We start from the raw sequence: 13,328 nt of genomic DNA, 5'->3' as shown, positions 1-13,328 counted from the left end.
TTCAGCGGTGAAAATGGCCTTCAAAGCAGTGCCGCAATTCATGGCCCAAGGCCACATGGCTGGTGACCGGGCCTGTCACGATGGTACATTCGGCTTTGAGGATGTCCCAAATGGCGCATGCCATGGGGGGTGTTAAGTACGATTGTTGCCGTCCCATGCTTTTGGCCTGTGTGCAGAAGTGCGCCACGTCTTCACGCACCTCCCAATTGATGCGCACCTGATTCATGATCCGGTAGTTAGAGGACATCGCATTGAAGGGCAAAAATTCCAAGCTGGACACCTGGTGTCTAGAAGCCCCTTGGCAAGCACACAAGCTCAGAACCAATGCCGTCATACACAGCCATCGAATCCATGTGGGTTGACCGAAAAACGGTTCTGAGACTGACGATCGCATGAAGGTGATTAAATTTTTGACAAATTATAGTTCAAAAATCAACATTATCATTTCTCAATCCCCAAGACTCAGCTCTTCCAAATCATGGCCAGCCGTCTATGGATCACAAGCGCAGTCAACGGTGGAAGTTGCCTTCAAAACAGTGACGCAACTCGTGACCCAGTTCGACATGAGAGACTTTTTTTCCGGTGATGATCACGCACTCTTTGCTGGCCACATTCCACATGGCACAGGCCAGAGGGGGCGTCATCCAAGCTTGGGTGGTGCTGAGTTTGGCCGCACGACCGCAAAATTCAGCCACGTTCTCGCGAACTTCCCATCGCACTTTGACATCGTTCATCACACGCGCGTGGTGTGGCATGGGGACAAAGGATTCCAATTCCGACACGGGCAAAGTGGGGCCCTGTACCGAAGCACAACCGGTCAACAGCATCAAGACACCGGTTGAAGCCAAAACCAGACCACGACGAAATGCACTTGCCATCACATTTTTAACAGAGATCATCATTTTTTACTCCATTAATCATCAAAAACATCAATGAGGCGGAGTTTATGTATTTGATAGTTGCGTGTCAAATTTATTGATTAATTAGTCATTAACGTTGTTTTTGAGCAAAATTTTTGACAAGCCCAACAAACACCGTTTGTATTTGTCATTATTTGTGTTTTTAGTCAAAAATAAGGGGGCCATGGAAGATGCGCTTCACCTTGCCAAGCCTGAACAGCAGTGCTGGCAAGGCGCTCCGACGGGCGTGACAGCGTGGCCTCAACCCTCCCAAGTGCTGTGGCACACTCACGGCCTTCGACCCATGAGGCGCAGCAACGCGCCGACTCAGACATGCAAAAAATCCTGGCCCAACTGGCCACAGAAATCCGTATCCGCCCAGACCAGGTCAAAACCGCCGTGGAACTCCTCGATGGGGGTGCCACAGTCCCTTTTATCGCCCGTTACCGCAAAGAAGTCACGGACGGCCTGGACGACATCCAGTTGCGTGAGCTGGAGTCGCGTTTGGGCTATTTACGCGAACTGGAAGACCGCCGCACCGCCGTGATCAAAAGCATCACCGAGCAGGGCAAGATGACGCCGGAGTTGCTGGCCGCCATCGACGCCGCACCCACCAAACAAGAGCTGGAAGACCTGTATTTGCCCTTTAAGCCCAAGCGCCGCACCAAGGGCATGATCGCCCGCGAAGCCGGCCTTGAGCCGCTGGCCGACAAGCTGTTTGCCGACCCTTCGCTCGACCCGCATGCCGAGGCCCAAGCCTTTGTGTTGGCCGCAGGTGCCATCGAAGGGGCCGACTTCACCACCACCGCTGCCGTGCTGGACGGCGTGCGCGATTTGCTGAGCGAGCGCTGGGCCGAAGACGCATCCTTGGTGCAAGCCCTGCGCGAATGGTTGTGGAACGAAGGCCTCTTCAAAAGCAAGTTGGCCGACGGCAAAGACGAAAACAATGCCGATGTGTCCAAGTTCCGCGACTACTTTGACTACGACGAGCCCATCGGCCGCGTGCCCAGCCACAGGGCATTGGCCGTGTTCCGTGGTCGCGCTTTGGAAATGCTGGACGCCAAACTGGTGCTGCCCGTGGAGCCCGAGCCCGGCAAACCGAGCATCGCCGAAGGCAAGATCGCCATGCACCTGGGCTGGAGCCATGCAGCCCGCCCCTCGGACGACCTGATCCGCAAATGCGTGGCCTGGACCTGGCGCGTGAAACTCAGTCTGTCTACCGAACGCGATTTGTTTGCCCGCCTGCGAGAAGAGGCCGAAAAAGTCGCCATCAAGGTCTTCAGTGACAACCTGCGCGATTTGTTGCTGGCCGCGCCCGCAGGACCCCGCGTAGTCATGGGCTTGGACCCAGGCATCCGCACGGGCGTGAAAGTCGCCGTGGTGGACGCCACCGGCAAGCTGGTCGACACCGCCACGGTGTACCCGCACGAGCCGCGCAAGGACTGGGAAGGCTCGCTCTTCACACTGGCCAAGCTGTGCGAAAAGCACAATGTCAACCTGATTGCGATTGGCAACGGCACCGCCAGCCGCGAGACCGACAAGCTGGCGGGTGACCTGATCAAACAACTGGCCCGCTTGCGTGATGGCGTGGAAATCACGAAGGTCGTGGTCAGCGAGGCGGGCGCTTCGGTCTATTCGGCCAGCGAATTCGCCAGCCAAGAAATGCCCGACGTGGACGTGAGCCTGCGCGGCGCGGCCTCCATTGCCCGCCGCCTGCAAGACCCGCTGTCGGAGCTGGTCAAGATCGACCCCAAAGCCATTGGTGTGGGTCAATACCAGCACGACGTGAACCAAAGCGAGCTGGCCAAAACGCTGGATGCGGTGGTCGAAGACTGCGTGAACTCGGTGGGCGTGGACCTCAATACCGCCAGCGTCCCCTTGCTCACCCGTGTGTCGGGCTTGTCGGCCAGCGTGGCCAAGTCGGTGGTGCGCTGGCGCGATGCCAACGGCGTGTTCAAGACCCGGCAAGACTTGCTCAAAGTGACCGGATTGGGTGCCAAAACCTTCGAGCAAAGCGCGGGCTTTTTGCGCATTCGCGGTGGCGACAACCCGCTGGACATGACGGGGGTGCACCCCGAAACCTACCCGGTGGTCGAGCAGATCATCGTCAAGACCGCCAAGCCCATTCAAGAGATCATGGGCCGCTCGGATGTGCTCAAAACGCTCAAGCCGGAGCTGTTTGCCAACGACAAATTCGGTGCCATCACCATCAAGGACATCTTGGGCGAGCTGGAAAAACCGGGCCGTGACCCGCGCCCCGACTTCAAAGTGGCCCGCCTGGCCGACGGCGTGGAAGACATCAAGGACCTGAAAGAGGGCATGACCTTGGAGGGCACCGTGAGCAACGTCGCCCAGTTTGGCGCGTTTGTGGACCTGGGCGTACACCAAGACGGCTTGGTCCATGTGAGCCAGCTGGCCAACAAGTTCGTGACCGACGCCCGCGAAGTGGTCAAGACCGGTGACATCGTCAAAGTGAAGGTGCTTGAAGTCGACGTGGCCCGCAAGCGCATCAGCCTGACCATGAAGCTCGACGCCGCGCCTGCCCGCCGCGATGGCCCCCGCGACAACAAGTTCGAAGGGGCAGGGCGGGACAACCGCCAGCGCGGCGGAGGCGGTGGCTACACCTCGCCCCCCGCTGCTGGGGCAGGTTCTGCCATGGCCAGCGCCTTCGCCAAGCTGCAGGGTTTGAAAAAGTAAACACCGTGCAAGCCCTCCACATCCACGCGGGTCCCAAGGCCCTGGCCCACATCCGTGATTACGGTCTGCGGCCAGAGCACATCGGCGTCATACCGGGTGCGGCGGGTGGCCCCAAGGGTCTGATCTTGGGGCCGCTGGATCGGTTCATTTTTGGCGACTGGCTGACCCAGAGCACACAGCCCGTGGATTTGGTGGGCGCGTCGATTGGGGCGTGGCGCATGGCCACCGCTTGCTTGAAGGGTTCGGTGGCGGCGTTTGAGCGGCTGGAGCACGACTACATCCACCAGCATTACGAACCGCTGCCGGGACAAAAGCGTGTGAACGCCCAGCAAGTCAGTGACGCCTTTGGCCAAAGCCTGCAAGCTTTTTATGGTGGCCGCATCGCTGAGGTGCTCAGCCACCCGCGCTACAAACTGCACATCGTCACCTCTCGCGGTCGGCACATCTTGCACCAAGAACACCCGGTGGCCACACCGCTGGGTTACGCTGGGGCCTACATTAGCAACGCCTTGCATCGCCGGGCCTTGGGCGCGTGGCTGGAGCGGGTGGTGTTTTCTTCGCAAAGCGCAGCCTTGCCTTTTGACGCGCAAGACTTTCGCACCCGCTCTGTGGCCTTGACCGGGGGCAATTTCATGTCCGCGCTGCAAGCCAGCTGCTCGATCCCGTTTGCCTTGAAAGCCGTTCACGACATTCCCGACGCACCCGCTGGCGCGTATTGGGACGGCGGTATCACCGATTACCACCTGCACCTGAACTGGACCGCGCCAAGCCAGGGCTCAGATCGGGCCATCGTGTTGTACCCACATTTTCAAAAAAGCGTGGTGCCGGGCTGGCTCGACAAAGCGCTCAAGTGGCGGCACGGCGCAACGCCTTTTCTGGACAGCACCATCGTCTTGTCCCCGAATCCCGAATGGGTCAAAACCCTGCCGAACGGCAAATTGCCTGACCGCAAGGACTTCATGACTTACGACCGTGATTTGGCGGGACGAGTCAAGGTGTGGAACGCGGCGACCCAGGCCAGTCAACAATTGGCAGAAGAGTTCAGCCGTTGGTTGCACAAGCCCGATGCGTCTGTGGTTCAAGCTTTGTAAGGATCGCGCATGTCTGAAGCCTTTGTTGTCGGTCAAATGACCGTGAAAGATCCCGAAAAATGGGCCCAATACCGATCACAGGTCTTGGCCACTTTGCTGCCTTTTGGCGGAGAGCTCGTTTTTCGGGGTGAACAGGCTCAATCGTTTTCGGGCGTTAACCCACACCCCGACATCGTGGTGATCCGTTTTCCTTCTTTGGAACATGCCCAAGGCTGGCATGGCTCTGCGGCCTACCAGCACCTGATTCCATTGCGCCAAGCTGCGGCCGATGTCGTTTTGACTTCCTATGCCACATAACCCTGACAAGGAAGTGGATAATAGAGGCATGTCGACCGCTCCTCTTTACCTCACTGCCGCCCTCTACATATTCGTTGATTTGCCCGATTTCGAGGCTCTTCAAGCCCCTTTGCAAGCCTGTTGCGAGGACAACGACGTAAAGGGCACCTTGCTGCTGGCGCACGAAGGCATCAACGGTACGATTGCAGGGCCTGAAGACGGCATCCGCACCGTGCTGGCGTTTTTACGGGCCGATCCGCGCCTGGCCAGCTTGGTGCACAAAGAATCCTGGAGCCCCAAACCGCCTTTCACCCGCATGAAGGTCAAGCTCAAAAAAGAGATCGTGACTTTGCGCGTGCCCGAGTTGGATCCCAACAAGACGGTGGGCCAATACGTCAAACCCGCCGACTGGAACGCCTTGCTGGCCGACCCAGATGTGGTGGTCATCGACACCCGCAACGACTACGAGGTGGCCATTGGCACCTTCAAGGGCGCGATCAATCCGAACATCAAGAACTTTGTGCAGCTGCCCGCTTGGCTGGACGCGCAGCCCCATTTGCAAGGGGAAGCCGCCAAAAAGACCAAGGTGGCCATGTTTTGCACGGGTGGCATTCGCTGTGAGAAATCTACCGCACTCATGAAAATGCGCGGCTTTGACGAGGTGTACCACCTCGAGGGCGGCATTCTCAAGTACTTGGAAGAAATCCCGCCTGAGCAAAGCACCTGGGAAGGCGAGTGTTTTGTGTTTGACGAGCGCGTGAGCGTGGGCCATGGTCTGGGTCTGGGCAGCCATGAGCTTTGCCGTTCATGCCGTTGGCCATTGAGCGAACAAGACAAGCAGTCGCCTCACTACGTGTTGGGCGTGAGCTGTGAGCACTGCCACGATCAACGCACCCCCGAGCAAAAGGAAAAATTGGCTGAACGCCAACGCCAGGTGGAGCTCGCCGAGTCTCGGGGCGAGATCCATGTGGGGGCCAAGATGCCTCACCACGACGCGCCCTGAAACTGAATCGCCAATGAGCGACTTCGTTCCTTTTGTGCAGGAGTTGCTGGAAGATTGGGCACCTGTGTCGGCCCGCCGCATGTTTGGCGGGCACGGGCTGTACCACGAGGGGCTGATGTTCGCCATCGTGGTGGACCAGCGGCTATACCTTAAAACCGATGAGGTCAACCGACCTGAATTCGAGGCGCTGGGCCTATTGCCGTTCACTTACGCCATGAAAGGCAAGGACGTGGCGCTGTCGTATTGGGCTGCGCCTGATGCGATTTTTGATGCGCCTGAAGATGCCATGCGCTGGGCCAAGTCATCGTGGCATGCTGCTTTGCGAGGCCATTTGGCCAAGGCGCAGGCCAGGGCAAGGTCCAAGGCCAAGTTGGCAGACAAAAAGGCAGCCCGATCCCGACAGGTCTAAGCTCAAGTAACTCACCAAGCTCACATGCTGGTCAGCAGCATGTCCCGGTATTCGTCTGCTGAGGCGATGCGTGGGTTGGTCTTGTGGCAGTGGTCGGCCAGCGCACCGGTGATGACCTGATCAAACAAGCCCTCGGTCACGCCCATCGCACCCAAGCCCGTGGGCAGGCCCAGGCGGGCGCACATGTCGCGGATGGCGTCGGGAATGTCAGAGCCGCTTTGCAGGCCCATGGCCTGGGCCATGCGGTTCAGGCGATTTTCTTTTTGCACGCTTTCAGCCGCCGCATTGAACTTCACCACCGCGGGCAAAAACATGGCGTTCAAAGTGCCGTGGTGCAGGCGCGGGTTGACGCCGCCCAAGCTGTGGCTGAGCGAGTGCACGCAGCCCAGGCCTTTTTGGAAAGCCATGGCGCCTTGCATGCTGGCGCTCATCATGTTCAGGCGTGCATCGCGGTCCTGGCCATTGACCGTGGCGCGTTCAATATGGGCCCAGCCCCGGGCCAGGCCATCGAGCGCGATGCCGTCGGCAGGCGGGTTGAAGGGGGCGGCCATGAAGGTTTCCATGCAGTGCGCCACCGCGTCCATGCCCGTGGCTGCCGTCAGGATGGGCGGCAGGCCGAAGGTCAATTCGGGGTCGCAAATGGCGGCCTTGGGCACAATAAACCAGCTGTGAAAACCGACTTTTCGGCCATCGTCCAGAATCAAAATCGCGCCCCGGGCCACTTCGCTGCCGGTGCCGCTGGTGGTGGGCACGGCGATGATGGGGGCCACGCGGTCGGTGATTTTGAGCGAACCGCCTTCAATGGTGGCGTAGGTTTTGAGCGGGCCTTCGTGGCTCACGGCAATGGCTACGCCTTTGGCGCAGTCAATCGCCGAGCCGCCGCCCACTGCGATCAGGCCGTCGCAGCCATGCTGTTTGTACATGGCCGCTGCGGCGCGAACTGCAGACTCGGTCGGATTCGAAGGTGTTTGGTCAAACACGGTGACGGGCAGGTCGGGCAAGGCGTCAAGCGCTTTTTGCAGCACCCCTGCGGCTTTCACACCCGCATCGGTCACGATCAGGGGCTTGCGGATGCCCACACGCTCACACTCGGCTTGCAACAGTTTCACTGCGCCAAAGTCGATCTGGATCTGGGTGACATAGTTGATGAAGGACATGAGAAAACTCCAATCAAGAGCCCGGGTTCAGAAGTGACAGAACCGCTGGGCAGGGCGTTGTACGATCAAGGCCCATTTTGATGCAGGAACGCACTCCTGCAAGGCCGGGGCTGTCACCCTTGTTTGCCTTGTTGCCCCAACCTGCTGTCGTCGACAAGGTCTCACGCCTCCTTCCCCATGAGCAGCCACCACTCCAACCCTCGCGACTTGCTGAACGCCGCCACGCGCAGTTTGATCGAGCGGGTACACCGCGCAGGCCGTCCACCGATGGCCGCCATGACGCCCGCACAGGCTAGAGCGTTTTACGACATTGGCGGGCCTATGCTCGACCTGCAGCCTGCGCCCAAAGTCAACCGGGTAGAAGACATTCTCATACCCGCACGCGATGGCCACGCCATGCCCGCCCGGCTGTATGCCCCGCGCAGCGATGTTGCTTTGCCTGTGCTGATGTACATCCACGGCGGTGGTTTCTCGGTCGGGAGCCTGACGACCCACGACGTGCTGTGTCGCCAACTCTCGCGCCTGGGTCACTGCGTCGTGGTGTCGCTCGATTACCGGCTGGCGCCCGAGCACCGCTTTCCAACGGCGGTGCACGACAGTTGGGACGCCTTGCACTGGCTCCACCATAACGGTCAGACCTTGGGTTTGGACACCACACGCCTGGCCGTGGGCGGCGACAGCGCGGGCGGCACTTTGGCCGCCGTGTGCGCCCTGATGGCCCGTGATGCCGGTCTGCCCCTGCGCCTGCAGCTGCTGTTTTACCCTGGCTGCATCGCCCGGCAAGACACCGCTTCGCACCACACCTTTGCAGAAGGCTTCATGCTCGACAAGGGGACAGTGGATTGGTTTTTTGACAACTACATCGACCAGGCTGACCGCGATGATTGGCGCTTTGCCCCCATGAATGCAAACGATCACACAGGCTTGGCTCCCGCCTGGATCGGTCTGGCCGAATGCGACCCGCTGGTGGACGAGGGCGTGCAATACGCCGATACCCTGCGCATGGCGGGTGTGGCGGTTGATCTGGAGATTTACAAAGGCGTGGTGCATGGTTTTATCACCATGGGCCGCGCCATTCCTGACGCCCTGCAAGCGCACGCCGATGCGGGCCGGGCCTTAAAACATGCTTTTGAAAGTTGAACCTATGAAACGCCAAGACTTCCGTTTTTCTCACCGCATGCGCGTGCGCTGGGTTGAAGTGGACATGCAAAAGATCGTGTTCAACGGTCACTACCTCATGTACTTTGACACCGCCGTGACCGATTACTGGCGGCAGTTGGCCATGCCCTACGCTGAGACCATGCACCAGCTTGGTGGTGACTTGTTCGTCAAAAAGGCCAGCGTCGAGTACCACGCCAGCGCCGAGATGGACGATTTTCTGGATGTCTGCATGCGCTGCGACCGGGTGGGCAACTCGTCCATGACGTTTGCGGGGGCGATTTTTCGGGGTGATGAGTTGTTGATCACCAGCGAACTGGTCTATGTGTACGCCGACCCGGTGGCCAAAAAGAACCAGCCCATTGCGGCCCCGCTGCGCGACATGCTGGAGGGCTTTGAGCGCGGCGAAGACATGGTTCAGGTGCATGTGGGCTCGTGGCACGACTTCCAGAAACTGGCCAGCCCGCTGCGCCACGAGGTGTTTGTACAAGAGCAAAAAGTTCCGGTTGAATTGGAGTTGGACCACGAAGACGAGACCGCCTTGCACGCCGTGGCACTCAACCGCATGGGCTTTTGCCTGGCCACGGGCCGCTTGATCCAACACGCCCCCGGTGTGGCCCGCATTGGACGCATGGCGGTCAAAAAGCAGATGCGCGGCAGCGACCTGGGCCGCCGCGTGCTGCACGCCCTGATGGACGCGGCGCAGCACCGGGGTGACAAAGAGGTGATCCTTCACGCCCAATGCTGTGCCGAAGGCTTTTACAAACGTTCAGGCTTTACCCCGCATGGGGCGATTTTTGAAGATGCGGGGATTGCGCACATCGAGATGGTGCGCCAGCTTTAAGCCTGTTGAAGCGGCGCTTACAGGCGCTCAGATGTCTGCCAGCAGCGGATAGGGCAGGGGCAAAAGAGCCAAAGACTCGCCTTCTGAACTGCCCACACGCCAACCAGTTTGCAGGCTCTCGGTGGTGCCGCTGACCAGTGCGTCAAAACCCTGCCCATCCGGGCGGGCGGCACACAGCACCACGGTGGCGCAGGGCTGCTCGGGGTCGGCGGGCGTGAAGATGTCTTGCCCGGCGGCCAAGGCCACTGGGCTGTGCACAAGGGCTGTGCGGCGCTTGAGCGTTCCACGGAACTGGCTGCGGGCCACCACTTCTTGTCCGGGGTAGCAGCCTTTTTTGAAATTCACACCGCCCACCGATTCGTAATTGAGCATTTGGGGCACAAAAGCCTCGAAAACGGGTTGGCTGACCAAAGTCAGGCCGCTCATCACTTCGGCCCATTGCCACAGATCGGTGGGTGCATCTGCACCAGCAGGCAGCGCATGTCCAGCAGGGGCGATCCACAAAGCGCGGGGAATGTGGGACTCGCCCAGTACGGCGGGATAAAGCGCCACAGTGTGCACGCCATCCTGGGCCGTGGTTTGCCAAGGCGCGGCCTGGCCCACTGCAGCCCGGGCGCTGTCGCCCATCAAGCCGCGCAATTGCCATTGACCCGTGGCGTCGCTCATTTTGACTTTGGCCCGCACCACAAACATGGACAGGCGCTTAAGGGTCTGGGCGAGCAAATCCAGGCTCAAGACCAGCAAAATGGTGTCTGGCGCAGTTTTGATGACGATAAAGCTGGCCTGCATGCGGCCTTTGGCCGAGCAGAAAGCCGCCAGTCGTGATTGGCCCACGGGCAAGAGCAGCACGTCGTTGCTCAGTTGATTGTGCAAAAAGTTGGCAGCGTCCTCACCATGGGCCTGGATCACGCCCCAATGGGGCAGGGGGCAACTGCCATTCAAATGGCTTTGAAGCTCAGGGCTGAAAACTGCAGGGCTGTTCATGTGGCAACTCGGTCGTTTGGCAAGGCGTGAATTATCATCCCCCCGACGTTTTCAATACCCAAACAAGGACATGGCTGTGCTCAAAGGCTTGATGAAGTGGATGGTCGGCCTGTTGCTGGTGGCCTTGGGCCTGCTGGGCGGCGCTTTCTGGTGGGTTCAGCAGCCGCTGGATAACCGCCAGACCCCACTCGATTTGTCGATCGAGCCCGGCACCTCGGCGCAAGGCATTGCCCAAGCGGTGGCCGATGCGGGCGCTCAAACCTCGCCCACACTGCTCTACGCTTGGTTCCGTTTATCAGGCCAATCACGCCAAATGCGGGCAGGCAGTTATGAAATTGCGCCAGGCACAACACCAGAGCGTCTGCTGCGCATGCTGGTGCGGGGTGAGGAAAGCCTGCGCACCGTGACCGTGGTGGAGGGCTGGAACTGGCGACAAGTGCGTCAGGCCTTGGGCAAAGCCGAAAACCTGAAACCCGACAGCCGCGCCCTGTCAGATGAGGCTTTGATGGCGCAGCTGGGCCGCCCCGGTGTGGCCCCGGAAGGGCGTTTTTACCCAGACACCTACTCGTACGCGAAGGGCACCAGTGATCTGGCGGTGTTGCAGCGGGCCATGAAAGCCATGGACAAACACCTGCAGCAGGCGTGGGAAGCTCGGCAACCGGGCTCTGCTTTGCAATCCCCAGAGCAAGCGTTGATTTTGGCGAGTATTGTCGAAAAAGAAACGGGCAAAGCCGAAGACCGGGGGCAGATTTCGGGTGTTTTTAACAACCGCTTGCGCATCGGCATGCGCCTACAAACCGACCCGACGGTGATTTATGGTCTGGGCGAGGCGTTTGACGGCAATTTGCGGCGGGTCCACCTCACCACCGACAACCCCTGGAACACCTACACCCGGGCCGGGCTGCCGCCCACGCCCATCGCCATGCCGGGCAAAGCATCTTTGCTGGCTGCTGTTCAACCGGCCAAAACTTCTGCCATTTACTTTGTGGCCAAAGGCGACGGCAGCAGCCACTTCAGTGCGACGCTGGACGAGCACAACCGGGCCGTGAACCGTTACCAAAGAAGCCAAAAGTAGGTCTTGGTTTGCCAGTCGCATCGTGGTTATAGACCAAGCCAATCGGGGTGCGACTCCTGCGACAATGGGGTTTTGTTTTGATCTCCCACCATGACACGCGGTTTGTTCATCAGTTTTGAAGGCATCGACGGTGCGGGCAAGTCCACGCACATCGCCCGCGTGGCCGAACTGTTTCGCCAAGCGGGCAGGGCAGTGGTACTGACCCGCGAGCCGGGCGGCACGCCGCTGTCTGAAAAGTTGCGTGAGCTGGTTCTGCACGCGGCGATGGACCCCTTGACCGAAGCACTGCTGATGTTCGCGGCCCGCCGCGAACATCTGGTGCAGGTGATCGAGCCCGCATTGGCCCGGGGTGAGGTGGTTTTGTGCGACCGGTTCACCGACGCCACCTTCGCCTACCAAGGCGGTGGCCGTGGCTTTGAGTGGCAGGTCTTGGGTGAGCTTGAGCGCATGGTGCAAGCCTTGCCTGACGGCTCTTTGCGCCAACCCGACCTCACCGTTTGGTTCGACCTGGATCCCGTGATCGCGGCTGAGCGGCTGGCTTCGGCCCGGGTGCCGGACAAGTTCGAATCCCAACCAGCTGACTTTTTTGCCGCTGTGCGGGCCGGTTACGCCCGCCGCCAAGCCGAGATGCCCAGCCGTTTTGCCCGCATCGACGCTGCGCAAACCATGGAAGCCGTGGGCGATGATGTCTCCCGTACCGTGCGCTTTTGGCTGCAAAGGAATGATGGATGAGCGCCGTTTTGAACGCCCCCTGGATTGCCCGGCAGGCCACCGATTTGCTGGCCCAGCGAGGTCATGCCTGGTTGCTTCAAGGTCCATCGGGCCTCGGCCAATACGAGTTGGCGTTGGCTTTGTCATCGGCCTGGCTGTGCGAAAAACCCACAGCACAAGGCGCCTGCGGCGACTGCCCCAGTTGCCACGCGGTTGCCGTGCACACCCACGCCGACTTGGCGGTACTGATGCCCGAGACGGTGATGATCGAGCTGGGCTGGCCCTTGTCCGAAAAGGCCCAGGACGAAATCGACAAAAAAACCCGCAAACCCAGCAAAGAGATCCGGGTCGATGCGATGCGCGACGCGGTGGAGTTTTCTCAGCGCACCGATGCGCGAGGACGCGGCAAGGCGGTGCTGGTGTTTCCAGCCGAGCGCATGAACACCATCACGGCCAATGCGCTTCTCAAAACCCTGGAAGAGCCGCCCGGCGACGTGCGCTTTGTACTGGCCACCGAGGCCAGTCACATGCTGCTGCCCACCATCCGCAGCCGCTGCTTGGCCCACACGATGAAGTGGCCCGAAGCCGATGAGGCACTCCCGTGGCTCACAAATCAAGGTGTGCCCGCCGCTGTGGCGCAAGACTTGCTGCGCAGTGCGGGCGGCCGTCCTGCCGATGTGCTGCGCCAGGTCGAATCCGGTTTGTCACCTGATTGGTGGACCCATTTGCCCAAGGCCATGCGCCAAGGCGATGCCCGGCACTTGGCCGATTTGAGCCCGGCCCAGGCCATCGACGCTTTGCAAAAGCTTTGTCACGACCTGGTGCTTCGCCAATCCGGTGCTGTGCCGAGGTTCTTTGAGGCCTCGCAATTGCCGCCCAGTACGGCGTCTGTGGCGGTGCTGACCGACTGGTTCAAGCGGCTGATGCAGTCGGCCCGCACGGCCGAACACCCTTTTAACGCCGGTCTGATGCTCGAAGCCCTCACCGCTGATGCCCACCAAACCCTGATGTCCAAGGGCTGAGC

The 13,328-nt window shown here is 60.1% G+C and carries 14 protein-coding genes; 10 read left to right on the top strand and 4 right to left on the bottom strand.

Annotated elements, in window-relative coordinates:
• Nucleotide 1: 1 nt before the first annotated feature.
• Nucleotides 2-280 carry a hypothetical protein gene (locus tag L63ED372_RS06870; RefSeq protein WP_442915154.1) on the bottom strand — a complete coding sequence of 93 codons (279 nt, stop codon included), beginning with the start codon at nucleotides 278-280 and terminating at the stop codon, nucleotides 2-4.
• 229 nt (nucleotides 281-509) lie between these two features.
• The gene (locus tag L63ED372_RS06865) at nucleotides 510-902 is read right to left on the bottom strand and encodes a hypothetical protein (RefSeq protein ID WP_231624586.1); all 393 of its coding nucleotides are present in this window, start codon (nucleotides 900-902) and stop codon (nucleotides 510-512) included.
• Nucleotides 903-1,232: 330 nt separating this feature from the next.
• Here L63ED372_RS06865 and L63ED372_RS06860 point away from each other — a divergent pair, with 330 nt between their 5' ends.
• From L63ED372_RS06860 to L63ED372_RS06840, 5 genes are read left to right on the top strand one after another with little or no spacing between them, the layout of a single operon-like run.
• Nucleotides 1,233-3,596 (top strand): Tex family protein, encoded by a 2,364-nt coding sequence (locus tag L63ED372_RS06860; protein ID WP_062404705.1) that lies wholly within the window; start codon nucleotides 1,233-1,235, stop codon nucleotides 3,594-3,596.
• Between the two features lie 5 nt (nucleotides 3,597-3,601).
• Complete coding sequence (locus L63ED372_RS06855) at nucleotides 3,602-4,687, top strand: hypothetical protein (protein WP_062404702.1); 1,086 nt, start codon at nucleotides 3,602-3,604, stop codon at nucleotides 4,685-4,687.
• A 9-nt stretch (nucleotides 4,688-4,696) separates the two neighbouring features.
• Entirely contained in the window at nucleotides 4,697-4,984 is a 288-nt protein-coding gene (locus L63ED372_RS06850) for a DUF1330 domain-containing protein (protein ID WP_062404698.1), read from the top strand.
• A 28-nt stretch (nucleotides 4,985-5,012) separates the two neighbouring features.
• Nucleotides 5,013-5,966: an oxygen-dependent tRNA uridine(34) hydroxylase TrhO gene (gene trhO / locus L63ED372_RS06845; protein ID WP_062404695.1), complete on the top strand. Its 954-nt coding sequence runs from the start codon at nucleotides 5,013-5,015 to the stop codon at nucleotides 5,964-5,966.
• A gap of 13 nt (nucleotides 5,967-5,979) precedes the next feature.
• Nucleotides 5,980-6,375: a TfoX/Sxy family protein gene (locus L63ED372_RS06840; protein WP_062404690.1), complete on the top strand. Its 396-nt coding sequence runs from the start codon at nucleotides 5,980-5,982 to the stop codon at nucleotides 6,373-6,375.
• A 20-nt stretch (nucleotides 6,376-6,395) separates the two neighbouring features.
• On the opposite strand, the gene L63ED372_RS06835 is transcribed toward L63ED372_RS06840, so the two are convergent.
• Complete coding sequence (locus tag L63ED372_RS06835) at nucleotides 6,396-7,532, bottom strand: iron-containing alcohol dehydrogenase (RefSeq protein ID WP_062404686.1); 1,137 nt, start codon at nucleotides 7,530-7,532, stop codon at nucleotides 6,396-6,398.
• A gap of 177 nt (nucleotides 7,533-7,709) precedes the next feature.
• Here L63ED372_RS06835 and L63ED372_RS06830 point away from each other — a divergent pair, with 177 nt between their 5' ends.
• Entirely contained in the window at nucleotides 7,710-8,672 is a 963-nt protein-coding gene (locus L63ED372_RS06830; protein ID WP_062404683.1) for an alpha/beta hydrolase, read from the top strand.
• A 4-nt stretch (nucleotides 8,673-8,676) separates the two neighbouring features.
• Nucleotides 8,677-9,534, top strand: coding sequence for a YbgC/FadM family acyl-CoA thioesterase (locus L63ED372_RS06825; RefSeq protein WP_062404679.1), 858 nt, complete (start codon nucleotides 8,677-8,679; stop codon nucleotides 9,532-9,534).
• 27 nt (nucleotides 9,535-9,561) lie between these two features.
• Here the strand turns inward: L63ED372_RS06825 and ygfZ are convergent, their stop codons facing one another.
• Nucleotides 9,562-10,518, bottom strand: a complete 957-nt coding sequence (gene ygfZ / locus L63ED372_RS06820; protein ID WP_062404676.1) for a CAF17-like 4Fe-4S cluster assembly/insertion protein YgfZ — start codon at nucleotides 10,516-10,518, stop codon at nucleotides 9,562-9,564.
• Between the two features lie 70 nt (nucleotides 10,519-10,588).
• Between ygfZ and mltG the strand changes: the two genes are divergently transcribed.
• The 3 genes from mltG (at nucleotide 10,589) to L63ED372_RS06805 (ending at nucleotide 13,326) form a co-directional block, all read left to right on the top strand.
• Nucleotides 10,589-11,593, top strand: coding sequence for an endolytic transglycosylase MltG (mltG, locus tag L63ED372_RS06815; protein ID WP_231624585.1), 1,005 nt, complete (start codon nucleotides 10,589-10,591; stop codon nucleotides 11,591-11,593).
• Between the two features lie 90 nt (nucleotides 11,594-11,683).
• A complete protein-coding gene (tmk, locus tag L63ED372_RS06810; RefSeq protein WP_062404673.1) occupies nucleotides 11,684-12,325 on the top strand; it encodes a dTMP kinase in 642 nt (213 codons plus the stop codon).
• Nucleotides 12,322-13,326, top strand: a complete 1,005-nt coding sequence (locus L63ED372_RS06805) for a DNA polymerase (RefSeq protein ID WP_062404670.1) — start codon at nucleotides 12,322-12,324, stop codon at nucleotides 13,324-13,326. Before tmk ends, L63ED372_RS06805 begins: the two co-directional genes overlap by 4 nt.
• Nucleotides 13,327-13,328: the final 2 nt, after the last annotated feature.

Origin of the sequence: Limnohabitans sp. 63ED37-2 (assembly GCF_001412535.1) — a bacterium.
Classification (GTDB): Bacteria; Pseudomonadota; Gammaproteobacteria; order Burkholderiales; family Burkholderiaceae_C; genus Limnohabitans_A.
This window is presented reverse-complemented; position numbering and strand designations above follow the sequence as displayed.

Excerpts from the sequence above, each read along its gene's own strand:
- L63ED372_RS06865 (WP_231624586.1), bottom strand. The coding sequence starts at position 902 with ATGATGATCTCTGTTAAAAATGTGATGGCAAGTGCATTTCGTCGTGGT.
- L63ED372_RS06860 (WP_062404705.1), top strand. The coding sequence starts at position 1,233 with ATGCAAAAAATCCTGGCCCAACTGGCCACAGAAATCCGTATCCGCCCA.
- L63ED372_RS06850 (WP_062404698.1), top strand. The coding sequence starts at position 4,697 with ATGTCTGAAGCCTTTGTTGTCGGTCAAATGACCGTGAAAGATCCCGAA.
- trhO (WP_062404695.1), top strand. The coding sequence starts at position 5,013 with ATGTCGACCGCTCCTCTTTACCTCACTGCCGCCCTCTACATATTCGTT.
- L63ED372_RS06840 (WP_062404690.1), top strand. The coding sequence starts at position 5,980 with ATGAGCGACTTCGTTCCTTTTGTGCAGGAGTTGCTGGAAGATTGGGCA.
- L63ED372_RS06835 (WP_062404686.1), bottom strand. The coding sequence starts at position 7,532 with ATGTCCTTCATCAACTATGTCACCCAGATCCAGATCGACTTTGGCGCA.
- L63ED372_RS06830 (WP_062404683.1), top strand. The coding sequence starts at position 7,710 with ATGAGCAGCCACCACTCCAACCCTCGCGACTTGCTGAACGCCGCCACG.
- L63ED372_RS06825 (WP_062404679.1), top strand. The coding sequence starts at position 8,677 with ATGAAACGCCAAGACTTCCGTTTTTCTCACCGCATGCGCGTGCGCTGG.
- ygfZ (WP_062404676.1), bottom strand. The coding sequence starts at position 10,518 with ATGAACAGCCCTGCAGTTTTCAGCCCTGAGCTTCAAAGCCATTTGAAT.
- mltG (WP_231624585.1), top strand. The coding sequence starts at position 10,589 with ATGGCTGTGCTCAAAGGCTTGATGAAGTGGATGGTCGGCCTGTTGCTG.
- tmk (WP_062404673.1), top strand. The coding sequence starts at position 11,684 with ATGACACGCGGTTTGTTCATCAGTTTTGAAGGCATCGACGGTGCGGGC.
- L63ED372_RS06805 (WP_062404670.1), top strand. The coding sequence starts at position 12,322 with ATGAGCGCCGTTTTGAACGCCCCCTGGATTGCCCGGCAGGCCACCGAT.